General features: G+C 62.3%; 17 protein-coding genes. 3 read left to right on the forward strand and 14 right to left on the reverse strand.

Annotation, left to right across the window (positions count from 1 at the left end; all coding sequences use genetic code 11):
* Positions 1-6 precede the first annotated feature (6 nt).
* A complete protein-coding gene (locus BLR25_RS01095) occupies positions 7-795 on the forward strand; it encodes a lysophospholipid acyltransferase family protein (RefSeq protein WP_091932131.1) in 789 nt (262 codons plus the stop codon).
* On the opposite strand, the gene BLR25_RS01100 is transcribed toward BLR25_RS01095, so the two are convergent.
* From BLR25_RS01100 to rfbB, 7 genes are read right to left on the reverse strand one after another with little or no spacing between them, the layout of a single operon-like run.
* Entirely contained in the window at positions 750-1577 is an 828-nt protein-coding gene (locus BLR25_RS01100) for a symmetrical bis(5'-nucleosyl)-tetraphosphatase (RefSeq protein ID WP_091932134.1), read from the reverse strand. The two genes, BLR25_RS01095 and BLR25_RS01100, sit on opposite strands and share 46 nt — an antisense overlap.
* Before the next feature lie 11 nt (positions 1578-1588).
* Complete coding sequence (gene galE, locus BLR25_RS01105; protein WP_091932139.1) at positions 1589-2593, reverse strand: UDP-glucose 4-epimerase GalE; 1005 nt, start codon at positions 2591-2593, stop codon at positions 1589-1591.
* A gap of 13 nt (positions 2594-2606) precedes the next feature.
* Positions 2607-4064, reverse strand: coding sequence for a phosphomannomutase (locus tag BLR25_RS01110; RefSeq protein WP_091932144.1), 1458 nt, complete (start codon positions 4062-4064; stop codon positions 2607-2609).
* The gene (gene rfbC, locus BLR25_RS01115) at positions 4064-4618 is read right to left on the reverse strand and encodes a dTDP-4-dehydrorhamnose 3,5-epimerase (RefSeq protein ID WP_091932149.1); all 555 of its coding nucleotides are present in this window, start codon (positions 4616-4618) and stop codon (positions 4064-4066) included. Before rfbC ends, BLR25_RS01110 begins: the two co-directional genes overlap by 1 nt.
* On the reverse strand, positions 4615-5505 hold the full coding sequence (gene rfbA, locus BLR25_RS01120; RefSeq protein WP_091932154.1) for a glucose-1-phosphate thymidylyltransferase RfbA: 891 nt from the start codon (positions 5503-5505) through the stop codon (positions 4615-4617). The genes rfbC and rfbA overlap by 4 nt, the downstream gene beginning before the upstream one ends.
* Positions 5506-5536: 31 nt before the next feature.
* The gene (gene rfbD, locus BLR25_RS01125) at positions 5537-6433 is read right to left on the reverse strand and encodes a dTDP-4-dehydrorhamnose reductase (protein ID WP_091932158.1); all 897 of its coding nucleotides are present in this window, start codon (positions 6431-6433) and stop codon (positions 5537-5539) included.
* The gene (gene rfbB / locus BLR25_RS01130; protein ID WP_091932162.1) at positions 6430-7497 is read right to left on the reverse strand and encodes a dTDP-glucose 4,6-dehydratase; all 1068 of its coding nucleotides are present in this window, start codon (positions 7495-7497) and stop codon (positions 6430-6432) included. The genes rfbD and rfbB overlap by 4 nt, the downstream gene beginning before the upstream one ends.
* 60 nt (positions 7498-7557) lie before the next feature.
* Between rfbB and waaC the strand changes: the two genes are divergently transcribed.
* Positions 7558-8511: a lipopolysaccharide heptosyltransferase I gene (waaC, locus tag BLR25_RS01135; protein WP_176785697.1), complete on the forward strand. Its 954-nt coding sequence runs from the start codon at positions 7558-7560 to the stop codon at positions 8509-8511.
* A complete protein-coding gene (gene waaA / locus BLR25_RS01140) occupies positions 8508-9785 on the forward strand; it encodes a lipid IV(A) 3-deoxy-D-manno-octulosonic acid transferase (protein ID WP_091932165.1) in 1278 nt (425 codons plus the stop codon). The genes waaC and waaA overlap by 4 nt, the downstream gene beginning before the upstream one ends.
* Here the strand turns inward: waaA and BLR25_RS01145 are convergent.
* From BLR25_RS01145 to BLR25_RS01175, 7 genes are all read right to left on the reverse strand, one after another.
* The gene (locus tag BLR25_RS01145; protein WP_091932170.1) at positions 9760-11109 is read right to left on the reverse strand and encodes a TolC family outer membrane protein; all 1350 of its coding nucleotides are present in this window, start codon (positions 11107-11109) and stop codon (positions 9760-9762) included. The genes waaA and BLR25_RS01145 overlap by 26 nt on opposite strands.
* A 20-nt stretch (positions 11110-11129) precedes the next feature.
* Positions 11130-11819, reverse strand: a complete 690-nt coding sequence (locus tag BLR25_RS01150; RefSeq protein ID WP_091932175.1) for a protein-L-isoaspartate O-methyltransferase family protein — start codon at positions 11817-11819, stop codon at positions 11130-11132.
* 43 nt (positions 11820-11862) lie between these two features.
* Positions 11863-14952, reverse strand: coding sequence for an efflux RND transporter permease subunit (locus tag BLR25_RS01155; RefSeq protein ID WP_091932179.1), 3090 nt, complete (start codon positions 14950-14952; stop codon positions 11863-11865).
* Positions 14949-16001, reverse strand: coding sequence for an efflux RND transporter periplasmic adaptor subunit (locus BLR25_RS01160; RefSeq protein ID WP_091932183.1), 1053 nt, complete (start codon positions 15999-16001; stop codon positions 14949-14951). The genes BLR25_RS01155 and BLR25_RS01160 overlap by 4 nt, the downstream gene beginning before the upstream one ends.
* Complete coding sequence (locus tag BLR25_RS01165) at positions 15998-16645, reverse strand: TetR/AcrR family transcriptional regulator (RefSeq protein ID WP_091932188.1); 648 nt, start codon at positions 16643-16645, stop codon at positions 15998-16000. Before BLR25_RS01165 ends, BLR25_RS01160 begins: the two co-directional genes overlap by 4 nt.
* Before the next feature lie 133 nt (positions 16646-16778).
* Positions 16779-19103, reverse strand: coding sequence for a PAS domain-containing hybrid sensor histidine kinase/response regulator (locus tag BLR25_RS01170; protein WP_091932192.1), 2325 nt, complete (start codon positions 19101-19103; stop codon positions 16779-16781).
* The gene (locus BLR25_RS01175) at positions 19100-20401 is read right to left on the reverse strand and encodes an HD-GYP domain-containing protein (RefSeq protein WP_245715441.1); all 1302 of its coding nucleotides are present in this window, start codon (positions 20399-20401) and stop codon (positions 19100-19102) included. Before BLR25_RS01175 ends, BLR25_RS01170 begins: the two co-directional genes overlap by 4 nt.
* Between the last annotated feature and the right edge of the window lie 230 nt (positions 20402-20631).

Below are 20631 nucleotides of genomic sequence, written 5' to 3' on the forward strand. Positions count from 1 at the left end.
GCATCGATGCATTCGTCCGACACCACGCCATACCTGATACGGGGCTGGCGTTGTCTGCGCCTGGCCCTGCACTTCGTCTGGATCGGACTGGGCGCAGCGCTGATCTACCCCTGCGTCGGCGAACTTCGACGACTTCGCCTCAAACAAGCGTGGTCGCATCGTATCCTGACGCTGCTTGCAGTCAAGGTCGACGCACCCGCCATTGACGCCCCGCCGGGCTGTCTGATCGTGGCAAACCATATCTCCTGGCTCGACATTTTTGCGATCAATGCCGTTCGCCCGGCCGCCTTCATCGCCAAGTCGGAGGTCCGCCACTGGCCGTTCATCGGCTGGCTATCGGCCCGCAACGGCACGATTTTCCTCGTGCGCGGCAGCCGCGCACATGCTCAGGAGATCAACCGCGAGATCGACGCGCTGCTCGACCGCGAGCAGGACGTCGCCATTTTCCCGGAAGGCATGACGACCGACGGCACGCAGGTACGTTCGTTCCATGGCGCGCTGCTACAACCGGCAATCGAAACCGGACGCCCGATCCTGCCGCTTTCGCTCAGTTACTGCGATGCCGACGGACGATTCAGCCTGGCACCGTCCTATGCCGGAGACATCACGCTGATGCAGTGTTTTTCGGCCATTTTGGCCCGTCGCCGATTGATCGCCCGCGTTCGTGCCGGTGCAGTCATCGCCACGGCGGGAAAATCGCGGCGCGAGCTCGCCGCCGAAGCGCACGCGGAGATTTCCCGTCACCTCGGCTACACCGCGGCGCCAGCCACCTCTTCCGGCAAGCACGGCACCTGAAAGACCGACCGGTCCTCCAGGCGAACGGCGGTCAGCAGGCCGCCCCACAGGCAGCCCGAATCGATCGCCAGCAGATTCGGCGTCATCTTGAGTCCCAAGGCAGACCAGTGACCGGTGACCAGCACCGTATCGACGCTGTGCCGCCCCGGCACCTCGAACCAAGGCACATAGCCCGGCGGCGCATCGACAAGCTCGCCCTTCGCATGAAAATCCATGACGCCGTCAGGCGTGCAAAAACGCATGCGCGTCATGGCGTTCACGATCACACGCAGGCGCGCCCAACCGACCAGTGCGTCGTCCCACGCCGCCGGCTCGCTGCCCCACATGTTGGCCAGAAAAACGCGCCAGTCATCAGCAAGCAGCGCCACCTCTACCTCCCTGGCCAAACCCCGCGCTTGCGCCACCGACCACGCCGGCAGCAAACCGGCATGCACCATGCAGAAGCCATATTCGACATGACAAAGCGGCTGGTGTCGAAGCCAATCGAGCAGCACGTCGCGATCCGGTGCGTTCAGCACATCCTCGACCGTATCGTCCTTGCCGCGCTTGCCAAAGCCCTCGGCCGTCATCAGCAAGGCGAGATCGTGATTACCAAGCACCACGACCGCGGCAGCGCCGAGGCCGCGGACAAAACGTAGCGTCTCGAGCGAGCGCGGCCCGCGATTCACCAGGTCGCCGACGAACCACAACCGGTCTTTCGCCGGATCGAACGCAATTTTTTCGAGCAGGCAGCACAGGGTGCCGAAACAGCCCTGGATATCGCCAATGGCATAAGTCGCCAAGGCCTTCTCCCTCAGCTGCCCGACTGATGCTGCTGCCAGCGCCAGGCATCGCGGCACATCTCGTCGATGCCCCGCTTCGCCCGCCAGTCGAGTCGCTCGCCAGCGAGCGTCGTATCGGCATAGCAGGCGGCGACATCGCCAGGGCGACGCGCGACGACGGCATAATCGATACGCTTGCCGCTGGCACGCTCGAACGCCCGCACCATCTCAAGCACCGAATAACCACGCCCAGTACCAAGGTTGACCGTCACCACGCCGCCGTCCCTCCGGAGGCAAGCCAGCGCCGCCACATGCCCCTCGGCAAGATCCATGACGTGGATATAGTCGCGGACTCCCGTACCATCGGGCGTCGGATAATCGTCGCCAAATATCGACAAGCGTTCACGCTGCCCGCTGGCCACCTGCGCCACATAGGGCATGAGGTTGTTGGGCACGCCATTTGGCGCTTCGCCGATCAGTCCGCTTTCGTGCGCGCCGACCGGATTGAAATAGCGGAGGCGGGCGATCTTCCATTCGGCATCGGCCCGCGCCAGATCCGCCAGGATGTCTTCAATCATCAGCTTGCTGGCGCCATAAGGATTCGTCGCAGACCGCGGAAAATCCTCACGAATCGGCACGGCAGCGGGATCGCCGTACACAGTCGCCGACGAACTGAAGATCAGCGTCCTGACGCCACACTCGGCCATCACCTCGCACAGCGCGATCGCGCCGCCGACATTGCAGTCGTAATAGCGCAGCGGCTGTACCACCGATTCGCCGACGGCTTTCAGGCCGGCGAAATGGATGACCGCATCAATCTTCCGCTCGGAAAAAACTCGCCGCAGCAGTGCCCGATCGCGCACGTCGCCTTTGACGAAATCAGGACGTTGTCCGCTGATCCGCGCAATCGCATCGACAACGCTGGCCTGACTGTTCGAGAGATCATCGACAATGGTGACCTGGTGGCTGGCCGCCATCAGCGCGACGCAAGTATGGGAGCCAATATAACCGCAGCCGCCAGTAACCAAGATATGCATAGCGATTCCTGTTTTAGTCTGCCGTCGTTCCGCCGAAGGCGAGCACGCGCTTCAGGCATTCCTCGACGAGATGCCGGGCGCGCGCGGCATCGCTAGCTTCGGCATAACACCGCAGTTCCGGGGCATTGCCGGAAGGCCGCAGATGAACGATCTCGTCCGAATCGAGCCGGATGCGCAAACCGTCGGTCTCGTCGATCGACACCGGCTTGCCGGCAAGGCCTGCGAGAAAGTCCTCGATCGCCGCTGACGATGCCGTCAGCTCAGCAATGAGCGCCCGGCTTCGCGCTGTCGAAAATGCCTGGAGGCGGTCGCTGGCCGTGAATCGTGCCGGCAAGCGGCTCGACAAGGCCGAAAGAGGCTGCCCGTTCTCGCCGGCCAGCGCCAGCAAGCTGAGCATCGGCAAAACCGCGTCGCGGGTTTTCAGGGCCGCCAGGGCACGCCCGGAACGCGTCAGCGGCGAACCGACAAGGAAGCCGCCGTTCGGCTCGAACCCGACCACCGTTCCTGCATCTGCCGCCAACAATTGCTCGATGCCCTCGATGACATACGGCGAACCGATCCGGGTTCGCGTCACGCGGGAAAATGCACCGCAACTATCGATCGCCGTATTGCAATTGACGGTCGTCGCCACCGCGCCGGCACCGAGATACTGGGCGCAAAGAATGCCAGTGACATCGCCGCGAAACCAGTCGCCGTTTTCGTCGCCGATCAGCGGCCGATCGGCATCACCGTCAGTCGACACGATGGCGTCGAAGCTATTGGCCACAGCCCAGCGACGCGCCTGAGCGACGTCTTCCGCGCTGACGGCCTCGGTGTCGATGGGGACGAATGCGTCGGTACGGCCGAGCGAGAGCACCTGCGCCCCGAAACCCTCAAGAAGTTCGCGCAAGAGATCGCGAGCAACGCTCGAATGCTCATACACGGCGACTTTCTTTCCGGCGAGAAAAGCCGACGGGAAGAAATCGCGATAGCGCTGCAAATAGGCGCGTCGCGCTGCATCATTCGGCGCGGGCAATGGCGCCGTCACGCCGCTGTCGGGCACCGTGACAATCGCATCGCGAATGCGTGCCTCGTCATCCTTGGTAATCTCTCCGTTCGCGCTGTAGAACTTGATGCCATTGCGATCGAAGGGAATATGGCTGCCGGTCACCATGATCGCCGGAATGCCTTCGGCCTCGGCATACAAGGCCAACGCCGGCGTCGGAATTGCGCCGCAATAATCCGCCTTGAGGCCGGCCGCCTCGATCGCCGCGACACAGGCCGACGCGATCGCCGGACTGCTCGGGCGCAGGTCGATCGCCAACGCCACCCGTCCGGCCTTCGCCGGCACGGCTTGCAGGAACGCCACAGCGTAGGCGTGACACACTTCGGCGGTCATCGCTGCCACCAATCCACGTGCGCCGCTCGTTCCGAAACGCACGCCACTTGTCTCCATCAAATCGGCGATCCGATATTGCATTGCCATTTTCATCACTCTGTTCCGGCTTGTTTCAGTGTCGAGAAATTGGCGCCGAGCGCATCCTTCGCCGAAACGAGCGGCGCACCATCGAGCGGCCAGTCGATCGCCAGATCGGGATCGTCCCAACGAATGCAGCGCTCGACCTCGGGCGCCCAGTAATCGGTCGTCTTGTAAAGAAACTCGGCGGTCTCGCTGACGACGACGAAGCCGTGCGCGAGTCCCGGCGGAATCCAGAGCTGGCACTTGTTCTCCGCCGACAGGTGCTGTCCAACCCAGCGGCCGAAGGTCGGCGACTCCGGACGAATATCGACGGCGACATCGAACACCTCGCCGGCGACAACGCGCACCAATTTGCCCTGCGCCCGCGGCGCCAGTTGATAGTGCAAACCACGCAGCACGTTGCGGGCGCTGCGCGAGTGATTATCCTGCACGAACGTTACATCCGTCCCGGTCGCCTCGACAAACGCGCGCTGGTTGAAACTCTCGAAAAAAAAGCCTCGTGCATCGCCGAACACCTTCGGCTCGATCAGCATGACGTCCGGAATCGCCAGCGGCGTCGCCTTCATACGAACACCTTGTCCTTGAGGAGCCCGAACAAATACTGGCCGTAGCCCGACTTCGCCAGCGCCTGAGCCATCTGTTCGAGTTGCGCGTCGTCGATCCAGCGCCTATGCCAGGCGATTTCCTCGGGACAGGCTACCTTGAGCCCTTGCCGGTTCTCGATGGTGTAGATGAACTGGCTGGCTTCGAGCATCGATTCGTGCGTACCGGTATCAAGCCAGGCATAGCCACGGCCCATCGTCTTGACGCTGAGTTGCCCACGTTCGAGATAGAGCCGGTTGAGGTCGGTGATTTCGAGTTCGCCGCGGGCCGACGGCTTGATCGTCTTGGCTAGCTCAACCACCTGCTCGTCATAAAAATAAAGGCCGGTCACGGCATAGCGCGACTTCGGCGCTTTGGGCTTTTCCTCGAGACTGACGGCGCGCCATTGCGCGTCGAATTCGACGACGCCGTAGCGTTCGGGATCGGTCACCGGATAAGCAAAAACGGTCGCACCGTCCCGGTTCCGATCCGCCTCACCGAGCAAGGCCGCGAAGTCGTGGCCATAGAAGATATTGTCGCCAAGCACCAGCGTCGACGGCGCGCCGTCGATGAAGCGCTCGCCAATCAGAAAGGCCTGCGCCAGACCGTCCGGCGAGGGCTGCACCGCATACGACAAATGAATTCCCCACTGACTGCCGTCGCCGAGCAACTGCTCGAAGCGTGGCGTGTCCTGCGGCGTCGAAATGATGAGGATGTCGCGGATCCCGGCCAGCATCAGCGTGCTGAGCGGGTAGTAGATCATCGGCTTGTCGAAGATCGGCAGCAGTTGTTTCGAGACGACCTGCGTTGCCGGATAGAGGCGTGTCCCCGACCCGCCTGCGAGAATGATGCCTTTGCGATTGAGTGCCATGTGATTCAGCTTCCTGAGTGTAAAAAACTGGTCATTTATTCAGCATTTCATCGAGCGCCCGGCGCACTCCGACGCGCCAATCCGGCAGCACCAGACCGAAGCAGTGTTGCAACTTCGTCGTATCGAGGCGCGAATTGGCCGGGCGTCCTGCCGGCAACGGATAGTCCTGCGTCGTGATCGGCGCGATGGCCTCCGGCTCGACCCGGATCGGCACACCAAGCTCGCGCGCATGGTCGATGAGCATACGGGCATAGCCATGCCAACTCGTTTCGCCCGACGCCACCAGATGATAGATGCCCGCCACATCAGGACGGTCGGCATGTGAGCGCAGGATCTGCGCCGTCACATCGGCGAGCAATTCGGCACCGGTCGGCGCGCCGACCTGATCGTCGATGACGCGCAAGGCATCGCGCTCTTGCGCCAGCCGCAGCATGGTCCTGGCGAAATTGTTCCCGCGCGCCGCGTAGACCCAACTGGTGCGGAAGATCAAATGTTTGGGGCAGCGCGCCACCGCCTGCTCGCCTTCGAGCTTGGTCTGCCCATAGACGCTCAACGGCCCGGTTGCGTCGTCTTCGCGCCAGGGCGATGTTCCGCTCCCGTCGAATACGTAGTCGGTCGAGTAATGCAGCAACCAGGCGCCGATTCTTGTCGCTTCGTCGGCGAGTACGCCCGGCGCTTCGGCGTTGATCCGGCGTGCCTGCACCGGCTCCGACTCGGCGCGATCGACCGCCGTATAGGCCGCCGCATTGACGATCACATCCGGGCGCACCTCACGCACTGTGGCAGCCAGGCCGGCGAGATCGAGGAGGTTGCCGCACAGCGCGCCGTCGCCGCGTGAATCGAGCGCGATCAGTTCACCGAGCGGCGCAAGGCTGCGCTGCAATTCCCAACCGACTTGCCCGTTCTTGCCGAGGAGCAGGACCTTCATTCGCCGCGCGCGCCGTATTGCCGTTCAAGCCACTCGCGATAGGCACCGGACTGCACATTGGCAACCCATTGGGCATGATCGAGATACCACTGCACCGTCTTGCGGATGCCGGTTTCAAAGGTTTCCGCAGGACGCCAACCGAGTTCGCGCTCGATCTTGGTCGCGTCGATGGCATAGCGACGGTCGTGGCCCGGCCGGTCGGTCACGTAGGTGATCTGTTCCCGATAGCTCTTGCCGTCGGCACGTGGCCGCAGTTCATCGAGCAAATCGCAGATCGCATGGACGATGTCGATATTGGGCTTTTCGTTCCAGCCGCCGATATTGTAGGTCTCGCCGAGACGACCGCCCTCGAGGACGCGCCGGATCGCCGCGCAGTGGTCGGTCACGTAGAGCCAGTCTCGGATCTGCTGGCCATCGCCATAGATCGGCAGCGACTTGCCCGCCAGCGCGTTGACCACCATCAGCGGAATCAGCTTTTCGGGGAACTGGAAGGGTCCGTAGTTGTTCGAGCAATTGGTCGTCAGAACCGGCAGGCCGTACGTATGGTGATAGGCACGCACGAGATGGTCCGACGCCGCTTTCGACGCCGAGTAAGGACTGTTCGGCTCGACGCGGTTCGTTTCGCTGAAAGCCGGATCGCCCTTGGCGAGCGAACCGTAGACCTCGTCGGTCGACACATGGAGGAAGCGGAAGGCGCTACGCTCGTCCTCGTGGATCATGCCGAAATAGGCGCGCACGCTTTCGAGCAGGCTGAAGGTGCCGATGATATTGGTCTGGATGAAGTCGCCGGGACCGTGGATCGACCGGTCGACATGGCTCTCGGCGGCGAAATGCACGATCGCACGCGGACGGTGCTTGAGCAGGAGACGGTCGATCAGCGCCTTGTCGCAGATGTCGCCCTGGACAAACGCGTAACGCGGATCGCCTTCGAGACTGGCAAGGGTCTCGAGATTACCGGCGTACGTCAGCTTGTCGAGATTGAGTACTGGCTCGTCGGCATTGCGCAACCATTCAAGAATGAAATTCGCGCCGATAAAACCGGCGCCTCCGGTCACAAGTATCACAGCCCATCCTTTCGCTTATCTTATAATGCGGCCTTTCCGCTGCCGTCATTTTACTCTCTGATGCGCATTCTGTTGATCAAAACTTCCTCGCTCGGTGACGTCGTTCACAATCTGCCTGTCATGAGCGATCTTCGCCGCGCCTTCCCGCAAGCGGCAATCGACTGGTGCGTCGAGGAAGCCTTCGTCGACATCCCTCGCCTCCACCCGGAAGTTGCCGACGTCATTCCCGTCGCCATTCGTCGCTGGCGCCGGCAGCTCCTGCATGCATCAACCTGGCGCGAGATTGGCGACTTCCGGCAACGGCTGCGCGCCTATGATTATGACGCCGTTCTTGACACTCAGGGGCTTGTCAAGAGCGCGTTGATCGCCTGGCAGGCACGCGGCGAACGCTTCGGCTATGCGGCTGAAGTCGCCCGCGAACCGCTGGCGGCACGCGCCTACGACCGGACCTTCGTCATTCCGCCCAACGCGCACGCGGTCGAACGCAATCGTTGGCTGGCCGCCGCTGCCTTCGACCTGCCCGTCGATAATCCCCTGTCCTATGGCATCGTGACGCCCGAGCTTGCGCTGCCCTGGCTCGGCATCGGGCCTTATGCTGCCATGCTGACGGCCACCAGCCGCGCCGACAAGCTCTGGCCCGAAGCCGACTGGGTCGCCGTCGGCAAGGCGTTCGCCGAACGCGGCATCGCCCCGGTTTTTCCGTCGGGCAGTCCGGCCGAACGCGAACGCGCCGAATGCCTCGCCGCCGCCATTCCCGGCGCCATCGTCGCGCCGCGGCTGTCGCTGCGTGAACTCGCGGCGCTGCTCGGCCGCGCACAACTGACGCTCGGCGTCGACACCGGCCTCGTGCACCTTTCGGCGGCACTCGGCACGCCGACGATCGCGATCTACACCGCCACCGACCCGGCGCTGACCGGCGCCTATGGGCCGGGCTTCGTCCGTAACCTCGGCAACCGGCTCGCTCCGCCGTCCGCCGCGCAGGTACTTGCGGTCGCCGAACAGGAACTCCGCTGATGGCACGCTTCGTCTATACGCTCCTTTTCTTTTTCGCCCAGCCGCTCGTCTGGCTGCGCCTGGCCTGGCGCGCGCGCCGGCAACCCGAATATCTCGACAAGGTCGGCGAACGCTATGGCCGTTACCCGCAACCGGCACCCGAGCGCCTCATCTGGCTGCATGTCGTCTCGGTCGGTGAGACCCGCGCCGCCGAACCACTGATCAAGGCCTTGCTCGCCGCCTATCCGGACCATCACCTGCTGATGACTCACATGACGCCGACCGGACGCGCGACCGGTGGCGAATTGATCGGCAAGTATGGCGAGCGTCTGATCCAGGCCTACCTGCCCTACGACCTGCCCGGCGCCTGCGCGCGCTTTTTCACGCACTTCCGGCCCAAGGTCGGATTGCTCATGGAAACCGAATTGTGGCCGAACCTGATCGCCTCGGCGGCGACACACGGCACACCATTGCTGCTCGTCAATGCGCGCCTGTCGGCACGCTCGCTGCGCGGTTACCAGCGTTTCCTGCCGCTGATCCGGCCGGCACTGCGACAACTTGCCGGCGTCGCGGCACAAACCGCCGCCGATGCCGAACGACTGACCGTCATCGGCGCCGAGAACGTCCGCGTATTTGGCAACATCAAGTTCGACGTGACGCCGGCGGCTGAAAAACTCGCGCTCGGTGGAGAATGGCGTGCCGCATTTGGCACGCGGCCAGTCTGGCTCGCCGCCAGCACGCGCGAAGACGAGGAAGCGCTGATCATCGACGCCTTTATCCGTCATGCCACGCCAGACGCGCTGTTGCTGCTCGTTCCGCGCCATCCGCAACGCTTTGACGCGGTGGCGGCGCTGGTCGGGACCCGTCAGCTGACGCTGCAACGCCGCAGCGGCGGCGTTTTTCCGGACACCCGGACCCGGGTCTGGCTTGGCGACAGCATGGGAGAAATGCCGGCGTACTTCGCCGCGGCCGACATCGTGCTGATGGGAGGGACCTTCCTGCCGTTCGGCGGACAGAACCTGATCGAGGCCGCCGCCTGTGGCTGCCCGGTGCTCGTCGGCCAGCACACCTTCAATTTCGCCCAGGCAACCGAAGACGCCATCGCCTGCGGCGCAGCGCGCCGCCTTGCCGACGCCGACGCGGCCGCCGCAGAAGCTGCCCGTTTATTACAGGATCGCGACGTACTCGTCGCCATGCGTCAGGCCGCCGTCGAGTTCAGCCAGGCGCATCGCGGCGCCACGGCGCGAACCGTCGCATTGGTCGAGGAAATCAGGGCGTCTCGAAAAGCGGATTGATCGCTTCGAGGTCGTTCTCGCTCAGGGCACCGACCGCTGCCTTCAGCTTCAGCTGTGCCATCAGCGTATCGAAGCGCGCCTTGAAGAGATCGCGTTTGGTCACATAGACCTGATTCTCGGCGTTCAGCACGTCGATGTTGATGCGCACGCCGACTTCATAACCGAGCTTGTTCGATTCGAGCGCGCTGGTACTCGAAATCAGCGCCGCTTCGAGCGCCTTGACTTGCGCCAGACCGTTGACGACGCCGAGATAGGATTGCCGCGCGCTCAGCGCCGCCGTCCGCCGCGCGTTGTCGAGGTTCGCCCGCGCCGCCTCGCGATTGGCGACCGCTTCACGCGTGCGCGAATTGACCGCACCGCCCTGGAACAGCGGCAGGTTCACCTGCACGGCGACGTTACGGGGGGTAGTCTCCAGCATCGCACCGGGAACACCGACCGAATAGATCGAGTTGGTCTGCCCGTAATTGGCCACCAGGTCGAGCGTCGGATAGTGGCCGGCGCGGTTGCGTTCGATTTCCTTGTCGGCAACCTCGGCTGCGGCTTCCTGCGCCTGGACGACGAAACTGTCCTTTTCGGCCGCATCGACCCAGCGATCCATGGTTGCCGGCTGTGGCGGCACCAGCGCCGCCTGCGCCCGCAGACGATTCAGCGCGCCCGGATCCTTGCCGACGATCACGCGCAAGGCATAGCGCTTGACCTCAAGATCGTTGCTCGCGGCGATTTCCTGCGCCGTCGCAAGATCGTAGCGCGACTGTGCTTCCTGCGAATCGGTGATGGTCGCGGTCCCGACCTCGAAATTCTTCTTGGCCTGTTCAAGCTGCTGGGCAATCGCTTGCTTGCTGGCACGCACAGCGGTCAGGTTCTCTTGCGCATAGAGCACGTCGAAATAAGCCTGCGCAACACGCAAGATCAGGTCCTGCGACGACTGGGCGAAATTGGCCTCGGCCTGGGCGACCTGCAGTTGCGCCTGCCCGTACTGAACAATGTTCTGCCAGCGGAAGAGCGGCTGCGTCAGATTGAGGTTCCAGCCGTTGGAATTGAAATTGCGGCTCGGCGCTGCCAAGGGCGTTGTCCCGGTGACGGTATAGGTATTGCGGTTACCGGTCATGTTTCCCGTCGCCGAAATCGTCGGCAGCAGCCCAGCCAGGCCTTGCGGCAGTTTTTCCCGCCCGGCCGCCACCGTCGCCCGCGCGGCGACATACTGCGGATCGTTGACGAGCGCCTCGCGATAAACCTGGAGGATATCGGCCGAGAAGACGGGAGAAGAAGAAAGCAGCGCCCCAAGGATGAGAGGCAGGCCTCGAGCCGGAAAACTCATGCGCATGGGGAGTCCCTTTGATCCCTTCAGAAAACGAATTTCTTCCGCGCCGGCGCATTGACGAGCGGCGCCAGCACCGTTTCAAGCACGCCATTGGTCGCGAACGATGACTCATTGACGCGGGTCACGCACTGCAACTGCATCGCCGGCGCCTCGCCGACGACAGCGATCAAACGCCCGCCGACCTTCAATTGCTGCAACACCGCCTCGGGCAACACCGGCGTGGACGCCGAAAGCACGATCACGTCATACGGCGCATGGGCCGGCCAACCTTGTGCTCCGTCACCGGTCTCGACCTGGACATTGACGACGCCGGCGTTGGCCAGATTGGCCCGCGCCTGATCGGCGAGTTCGGAATCGATCTCGACGCTGTAGACGAATTCCGCCTTGGCTGCCAGCAAGGCCGCCATGAAGCCACTGCCGGTTCCCACTTCGAGCACCGTATCGGTATTGCGGATGTTGAGTTCCTGCAGAATGCGCGCTTCGAGGCGCGGCGCCAGCATCGATTGTCCGGGCAAGGCCTGGGCTTCGCCGGGCCGCAGGGGAATTTCCACATCGGCAAAGGCCAGATCGCGATAAGCGTCCGGTACAAAATCTTCGCGTCGTACCACCGACAACAGCTTGAGGACGACCGGATCGAGCACTTCCCACGGGCGGATCTGCTGCTGGATCATGTTGAAGCGGGCGGTTTCGTTGGATACTGGCGTGACGGACATGGCGCTCCCCGATAAGACGATGTTCTGGTGTGAATCCTGTTGATTATACCTTTACGCGATACCAGACCGCATAGAGCGCAGGCAGAAAGAACACCGTCAGCACGGTCGCCACGACCAACCCGCCCATGATCGCCACCGCCATCGGCCCCCAGAAGACGCTACGCGACAACGGAATCATCGCCAGGATCGCCGCCGCTGCAGTCAGCATGATCGGCCGGAAACGGCGCACGGTCGACTCGACGATGGCCTCCCAGGTCGAGCGGCCGGACTTTTCGTCCTGCTCGATCTGGTCCACGAGAATGACCGAGTTGCGCATGATCATCCCGGACAAGGCGATCACGCCGAGATTGGCGACGAACCCGTACGGCATGTTGAAGACATAGAGTGCGAACGCCACGCCGATCAAGCCCAGCGGCGCCGTCAGCAGCACCAGCACGACCCGGCGGACATTCTGCAGTTGCAGTACGAGCAGGGTAATGACGAGCAAGACCATGACCGGCATCACCGCCTTGATCGAATCCTCGGCCTTGGCCGATTCCTCGGTCGCACCGCCGGTCTCGATGCGAAAACCGGGCGGCAAGGCCGCGCGGATGGCATCGAGCTGCGGACTGATCTGGGCGGTGACCACCGGCGCCTGCATGGCGCCGCGAATATCGGCGCGGACCGTCACGGTCGGCAGGCGGTTCCGACGCACGATCAGGCCGTCCTCGAGTTCGTAGCGGATCTTCACCAATTGCGCCAAGGACACGCTACGCCCGGACGCCGTACGCACTGCCACGTCAGGCAGTTCCGACAAGCGCATGCGCTCGTCGCCGGTCGCGCGCACGACGATATCGACGAGCACGTCCCGCTCGCGCACCTGCGTCACGCTCAGGCCATTGAGCAGAAGATTCAACGCATTCGACAGATCGAGCGTACTGACCCCCAGCGCCCGCGCCCGATCCTGATCGATGTCGAGGCGCACCGTCTTGCTCATTTCGTTCCAGTCGAAATTGACATCCTGCACATGCGGATTGGCTCGCATGACGCCGGCCACGGCTTCGGCAGTTTTCCGCAACGCCGGCAGGTCTTCGCCGGAAACGCGGAACTGGACGGGAAAGCCGACCGGCGGCCCGTTTTCGAGACGGAGTACCCTAATCCGAGCGTTGGCGAAGCCCTGGCGCCAATCGGCGTTATCACTGACAAAATAGGCTTCCAGGCGCCGCTTGAGATCTTCGCGCGACGCGACATCGCGCGTCAGCACGACGAACTGCGCAAAGTTGTCGTTGAAGAGTTGCTGATCGAGCGGCAGGTAGAAGCGCGGACTGCCGTTGCCGACGTAACTGACGAAATCGCTCACCGACTTCTTCATTTCGGCGTCATGCAGGAGAAGATTCTCGATACGCCGCGTCTGCGCCTCGGTCGCCTTCAGCGAACTCCCCTGTGGCAACCACACGTCGATCAGCAACTCGAGCCGCTCGGACGCGGGGAAAAACTGCTTCTGCACGCCGCTGTTGAAAATCAGCAGCGACAACGCAAAGGCTGCAACGGTCGCCGCGATCACCCATCCCCGTCGGCGCAGACACAACTCGACGGCGCTGCGCACGGCACGATAAAAGCGCGTGTTGTAGATGTCGTCGCCATGCGTCGCGGCCTTCGCCCGCAATTTTTCGGGATCGAGCAGCTTGTAGCCGATATACGGTGTGAATATGACGGCAACAATCCAGGAAACGATCAGCGCAATGCTGACGACGGCGAAAATCGAAAACGTATACTCGCCCGCCGTGGACTTGGCGAAGCCGACCGGCGTGAACGCCGCCGCCGTGATCAGCGTCCCGGTCAGCATCGGGAAGGCCGTCGAGGTATACGCGAAGGTCGCTGCGCGGAAGCGGTTCCAGCCCTGTTCCATCTTCACCACCATCATTTCGACGGCAATGATCGCGTCATCGACCAGCAAACCGAGCGCGATCACCAGCGCTCCCAGGGAAACGCGCTGCAGGTCGATGCCGAAGATCTCCATCAACAGGAAGGTGATCGCCAGCACCAACGGAATCGACAGCGCCACGACCGTGCCGGTGCGCAATCCGAGACTGAGAAAGGACACCGCCAGCACGATGACCAGCGCCTCGCCGAGCGAGGAGACGAAGAGATCGATCGAACGGCGGACGATCTCCGGCTGATCGGCGATGACATGCACATCGATCCCGGTCGGCAGGTCGCGCTGCATCCGCTCAACCTCGTGGCGTAGCTGCCGGCCCAGGGCAATCACGTCACCGCCCTTGGCCATGGCGACGGCGATGCCGATCGCCGGCAGCCCCTGCACACGCATGGCTGGCGCCGGCGGCTCGACGAAGCCGCGCGAAACCGAGGCGATGTCGCCGAGCCGGAAGGACCTGCCGCCCGCCTGTATCGGCGTCGCGCGCACGCTCTCAAGCGAGCCGAAGGCACCGCTGGCGCGGAGCCGGACGCGATCCGACTCGGTTTCGAAAAACCCCGAGGACGCCATCGCATTCTGTCGCTGGAGCGCATCGAAAATCAGTTGCGCATCGATCCCCAGCGTCGCCAGCTTGCGGTGTGAAATTTCGACGTTGATGCGTTCGTCCTGTACACCGACCAACTCGATCTTCTTCACATCGGGAACATGCCGCAAGGCCCGGGCGATGCGCTCGGCCTCCCAGCGCAACCGGCCGACGTCGAAGCCATCGCCGGTCAGGGCGAAGATATTGACGAAGGTATCGCCGAATTCATCGTTGAAAAACGGCCCCTGGATGCCGGCCGGAAAGGTCTGGCGCACGTCGCCTATCTTCTTGCGCACCTGATACCAGGCATCCGGCACATCCGCCTTGGGCGCCCGATCCTTGAGCACGATGAACACCAGCGATTCGCCGGCTTTCGAGTTGGACCGCACGACATCGACCCAGGGAACGTCCTGCAGCTTTTTCTCGATGCGCTCGGTGACTTGCTGTTCGACCTCGCGCGCGGTTGCGCCCGGCCACAAGGTACGCACGACCATGACCTTGAAGGTGAAATCCGGATCTTCGGCGCGACCGAGTTTCAAATAGGACATCGCCCCGCCGATCATCAGGACGATCATCAGATAGGCTACGATCGTCCGATGGTTCAGCGCCCATTCGGACAGGTTGAGTTGCTTCATGGAGACGCCTGCGCGTCAATCGCCCGGATTTTCTCGCCGGCACTCAGCTTATGCACGCCAGCAATGACGATGCGATCATCCGGCTGAAGACCGTTGGCGAGCAGAACCTCGCTTTCGCCATAGGACAGAACGACCACCGGACGCAGCGACACGGTCTGGTCGGCACCGACCACCCAGACGGCGGGTTTCCCCTCATGCTGGAACAGCGCGCCCAACGGAATGGCATGCGGCGCCGAAGCGGTGCGTGCCGGGGAATTGGCGAACTCGACCCGCGCCGTCATACCCAGGCGGAAGCGGCCATCCGGATTATCGATCGTCACCCGCGCGGCATAAGTGCGGGTCGCTGCGTCCGCCACCGCCGCCAACTCGCGCACATGACCGCGATAATCGGCCTGTCCGTCGGCCCATAGGCGAATACTCGCCGACTGTCCGGCACGAATCTCGGCGACGCGGGATTCAGGCACGGCGATGGCGATCTCCGGCGTATCCAGACGCGAATGACGCATCACCGCTTGCCCCGCTGCGACGACCTGCCCGATCTCGGCGTTGACCTGATCGATGACGCCAGCCTTGTCGGCGCGCAGTACGGTATAGGCGGACTGATTTTTCGCGAGATCCGCCTGCGATACTGCCGTGGCATATGCGGTTTCCTTGGCGTCGAGGACGGACTGGCTGACGAAATTCTTCGCGCGCAAATCGCGATAGCGACGTAATTCCGCCGCGGCGAGATCCGCCTGCGACTGCGCCGACGCCAACGCCAGGCGTGCATCGGCAGGATCGAGCCGGGCCAGCACGTCGCCGGCTTTGACCGTATCGCCGACGTTCACAAAACGCTCGCTTATCTTGCCGGACACACGAAATGCCAACGGCGTTTCGTAACGCGAACGTATCTCGCCGGTATACCCGATGCCGACGGCCTCGCCGCGAAGACCGACCTTGCGTGTCAGGACCGGCCGCTGCGGCTCGGGGGGCGCGTCGCTCTTGCCACACCCCGACACAAGGGCGACGACACACGCCATTGCCAGCATCGCCGTACGTTCTCCCCTCATCGTCCGGCCTCTTCCTTCGACAAGCCGCGCAGGACGAGATCGATATGCTTTTTCAGGAAAGATTTGGGATCGTCACTTCCGCTACAGAACGCCAGCGAAAAGCGCGACAACACCAACATCAGCAAAGGGGAAAAAATCACGTCAATGGCCGAATCGATATCGACGGCGCGAAATTCACCGTTGGCGATCCCCCGTTCCAGCACCGAACGCATCAGAGCTCGCCCCCGGACAATCACCTTGTCATGATAATAACGCGTCACTTCCGGGAAATTCCGCGATTCCGAGATCATCAGCTTGGCGACACCGGCGAGCGGCGTGCTGCCGATCTGCTCCCACCAAGCCAGCAACAGGTGCTGCAGCAAATCCGTCGCCGTTCCGTCGAAGGCTGCCGCCTGCTCGCCGGCAGCAACGAAGCGCGCGACGATCCCCTCTTCGATCACCGCCTTGAACAAGGCTTCCTTGCTATCGAAATAGAGGTACAGGGTCCCCTTGGAAACGCCGGCATGTGCCGCGACGTCCTCAAGCCGCGTCGCCGCGAACCCTTTCTCGACGAAAAGCGCCAGCGCGGCGGCCGTCAACTCGGATGGCCGCGCTTCCTTGCGTCGCCTGCGCGGCGCGCCAACTGGCTCGGAGGAATTGCTCATGGGATATCCCCATCGACTGTTAATGACTATTCGGTCATTAATATAGCATTCCTTCGCACTGCGTCAAGCGATCGCCCCGGTACCGGCACGTCGCACGCAATGCTGCGATCCTTGCGTGATTCGTTCGCCCCCCTTATTCGGGCAGCCACCGTGCCAGACACTCTTTCAGCTGATCCAGCGACAGCGGTTTACTCAAGTAGTCGTCCATGCCAGCCTCCAGGCATTTCTCGCGCTCTCCGCTCAACGCATGCGCCGTCATGGCGACGATCGGCGTCCCGACCCCCAGTTCCCGCAAGCGGCGTGTCGCTTCGTAACCGTCCATGTGCGGCATCTGGCAGTCCATGAAAATCAGATCATAGGAGACCTCCTGGGCGGCATCGACAGCCTCGACGCCGTCGCGAGCCTTGTCGATCTGGGAGAAACCCAATTTGCCCAGCAACCCCTTGACCACCACCATGTTAATAGCATTATCCTCGACCACCAGCAGTCGACATGATCTGTTCGGTAGCGCCCCGGAAACCACTGGCTGCGTTTGCGTCGGCGCTTCCGCGGGGAAAGAATGTGTCAACCGCTGCAAGCATTCCTGCAACACCGCCTTCCGTGCCGGCTTGTGCACATATGCCGCAAATCCGGCGTCATGGATGCGCTGAGCGTCGCCACGGAAGCCTGCGGCGACGCACAACACGAGCACGATCCCGCGATATTCCTCGGCGACGGCGACCTGTCGCCCAAGCGATTCGCCCTCGTTCCCCGGCAGACTCTGGTCAACGATCAGTGCACGATAGGGACGCGACGAATCGCGCGCATGCCGAAGCGCCAGCAGCGCCGCCTCGGCATTGCCGACGGCGTCGGCCGCATAGCCACAGCGCCATAAGCGCTCCACCAGGCCTTGACGACTCACCTCGAAGTCGTCGACAACCAGCACGCGCGCCATCGACACATCGTCTGCCGCCGTCGATAGCACACCTTCTGCCGAGGCCGGTCGATCTGCGGCCCGACGCAGCGCCAGACTGAAGACGAACGAGGTGCCATCGCCAAGACGGCTGGCGACACTGATATCGCCCCCCATCAGACCGATCAACTGGCGCGTGATCGTCAAGCCCAGTCCGGTACCGCCATAGCGACGTGTCGTCGATGAATCCGCCTGTTCGAACGGCGCAAAGATTTTCGGCAGATCCTCTTCTGCGATGCCGATGCCTGAATCGCTGACCTCGATCTGCAGCACGATCTCATCATCCCGATCGGGCAAACGCGACACCCGCACCGAAATCGTACCGACCTCGGTAAACTTGATGGCATTGCCGACCAGATTGGTCAGAATCTGCCGCACCCGGCCAGGATCGCCGCAGACGCGTTCAGGCACCGCCCGATCCATAACCCACGCATACTCGATCCCCTTTTCTGCCGCACGCAAGGCCATCAGGTCGGAGAAATCCTCAAGCAAGGACGGCAGGCTGAAGTCGATCGCCTCGAGTGCCAACTTATGCGCTTCGATCTTCGAGAAATCGAGCACATCGTTAATCACCGACAGCAGCGATTCGGAACTCGAACGAATGATGTCGAGGTAACGACGCTGTTCGTCGTTGAGCGGCGTATCGAACAGCAAGGTCGTCATGCCCATGACGCCGTTCATCGGCGTCCGGATTTCGTGCGACATCATTGCCAAAAACGCCGCCTTGGCCTGATTGGCCATCTCCGCACGCTGTCGGGCAGCGATCAGATCGTCCTCGATACGGATCCGTTCGGTCAGATCGTTGAAGGCGAACACTCGGCCGATGATGCGCTCGTCGAGGTACTGCGGCAAGGACTTGCACTCGAACACGCTACCGCTCTTCAGATGCAGCAAATCCTTAGTTTCGTTTTCATCGACGACGATGCGCATGCGTTGCTGCCACACCTCGGCATCGACCAACTGGTCGGCAACGAAGTCGAGAATCGCCTGATCATCCTGGCGCAGCAACAATCCTTCGGGAATCGACCACATGCCACTGAACTGGCGGTTCATGCTCGCGACCTTGCCCTGCCAATCGAGCACCAGAATGCCATTCCCCGTCGATTCGAGCGTCGCACGAAGCTGCGACATCGTATAGGCGAGATTCTCGGCGGCCGTCGCCACACCGCTCGTCGGAGAGGCTTGCACCAGCAGACGACACTGCCCCTCCATCTCGATCACCTGCACCGTTTTCGTCGCCGGCCACATCGAACCGTCGCCGCACAGATACACGCCTTCCTGCGCTTCGATAGCAGACAACTGCCCGTTCCGTATCTCTTCCCAGTAAAAGACGTCCTGCAGTGAACATTCGACATCGAGAATCGTCATCGCCCGCAACTGCTCGCCCGAATACCCGAGCATGCGCTCAACGACGCGATTGGCATAGTCGATACGCAAGGACTCCGGTTCGACCAGGAAGATCATCTGCCCAAGATGATCGAGGAGGAGCGCTTCGCTCGCCATCATTTCGCGACAGACTCCTTGCTGGGAGAACCGGCATCGAAATAATAGCTGACCTGCTTGCGCGGACTCAGATAAGCATAGATCTCCCGCGGCAACTGGGCCGGCCGGATGGCCTTGACGATATTGACATCAACCGTCCCGTCCATGTCGATAAGAATGGCCTCCTCCTTGGGAATATCGGCGTCATAGGCGACGATCATCGGCTTCATCGGCTTGGCGGTATTGATCGTCGCCACCATGCCGATCACGCCATTCGACAACTGGACGATCGTTCCCGGCGGATAGACGCCAAGGCATCGCACGAACAGTTGCAGCAGTTTGGGATCGAATTTCCCGCGCAAACGGGCAAACATCATCGACAACGCCTCGTGCGGCGTCAGCGCGTTGGCGATGTTCGAGGGGTTGCAAAGCTCATCGTAATAATTGGCGATGGCGACGATGCGCGCCGACAGGCTGATGGCATCGGTCTTCAAACGGGAGGGATAGCCACTACCATCAACCATTTCGTGATGTTGTTGAATGACGTCGATCGCCAACGGCGCAAATCCAAGCTTGCGACCAATTTCGGCGCCATAGGCGCAGTGCAGTTCGTAGTAGTTACGTTCGGCCTGCGTCCAGGGTTCGCTTTTCTTGAGGATCTTGTCCGGGATCTCACGGCAGCCGACGTCGTGAAACAAAGCGCCCATCCCCAGGCACTGCATCACTTCCGCCGGCAATTTGAGATCGCGCGCCATCATCAGCGACAACATGGTCACGTTGAGCGAGTGAAAATAAAGCTCCTCGCTGCCGATCTTATCGCCCATCACATGGATGGCAAGTTCGGGTGCATCGAGAAACGAGTCGGCAATCTGGCTGATCAACTGGTTGGCTTCGCGCAAGGTCTCGGCCGGATTGGTCAGAAGATTCTTCTCGACGTTATGAATGGTTCGGGCGGTGTCAACGAATGCCGATTCGATCCGCGCCGCAGCCTCACGCTGCACCCGGATCTTCTCGATCAGCGCACGCTTCGCCGCCAGCGCCGGATGTTCCTTGACGACCGGGGCGACCGGGGCGACCGTTTCAGATGGCGCCAAGACAAGCTCGCTGCCAGACGGCGTCGCCTTGTCGCTACGCGCCGGATCATAGCGAATCCGCGCCAGCCCCAGGCTGCGCAGCGAACGGATCTGCTCTTCGTCCTTGATCTTGAAACTGTTGAACGCAAACGGGTGCTCGAACCATCTCAGGTCGATATAAACGTACAAACCGACCCGCAACTGGTCCATCGTCACGTATGCGCTGTCCTGCATCTGCATGGCAGTCATTCCCAACCTGGCTGAATAATCGACGGATCCGACCGAAGGACAGAAACTGACGCCATGGAACCGTCGCCGCCTATCCTAGGGCTTTTTTCCATGCTAATCCACTATTGAACGCTGGCGCCCACCGGATCCACTCTCTGGATCGAACGGCGACCGTTCGTGCCGCCCCGACGTGCGTCAATGAGACTACCCGTCCGGGTAGTTACACTGGCGCGGCGTTGGACTATGATTCG

Source organism: Propionivibrio dicarboxylicus (assembly GCF_900099695.1).
Lineage (GTDB): Bacteria > Pseudomonadota > Gammaproteobacteria > Burkholderiales > Rhodocyclaceae > Propionivibrio > Propionivibrio dicarboxylicus.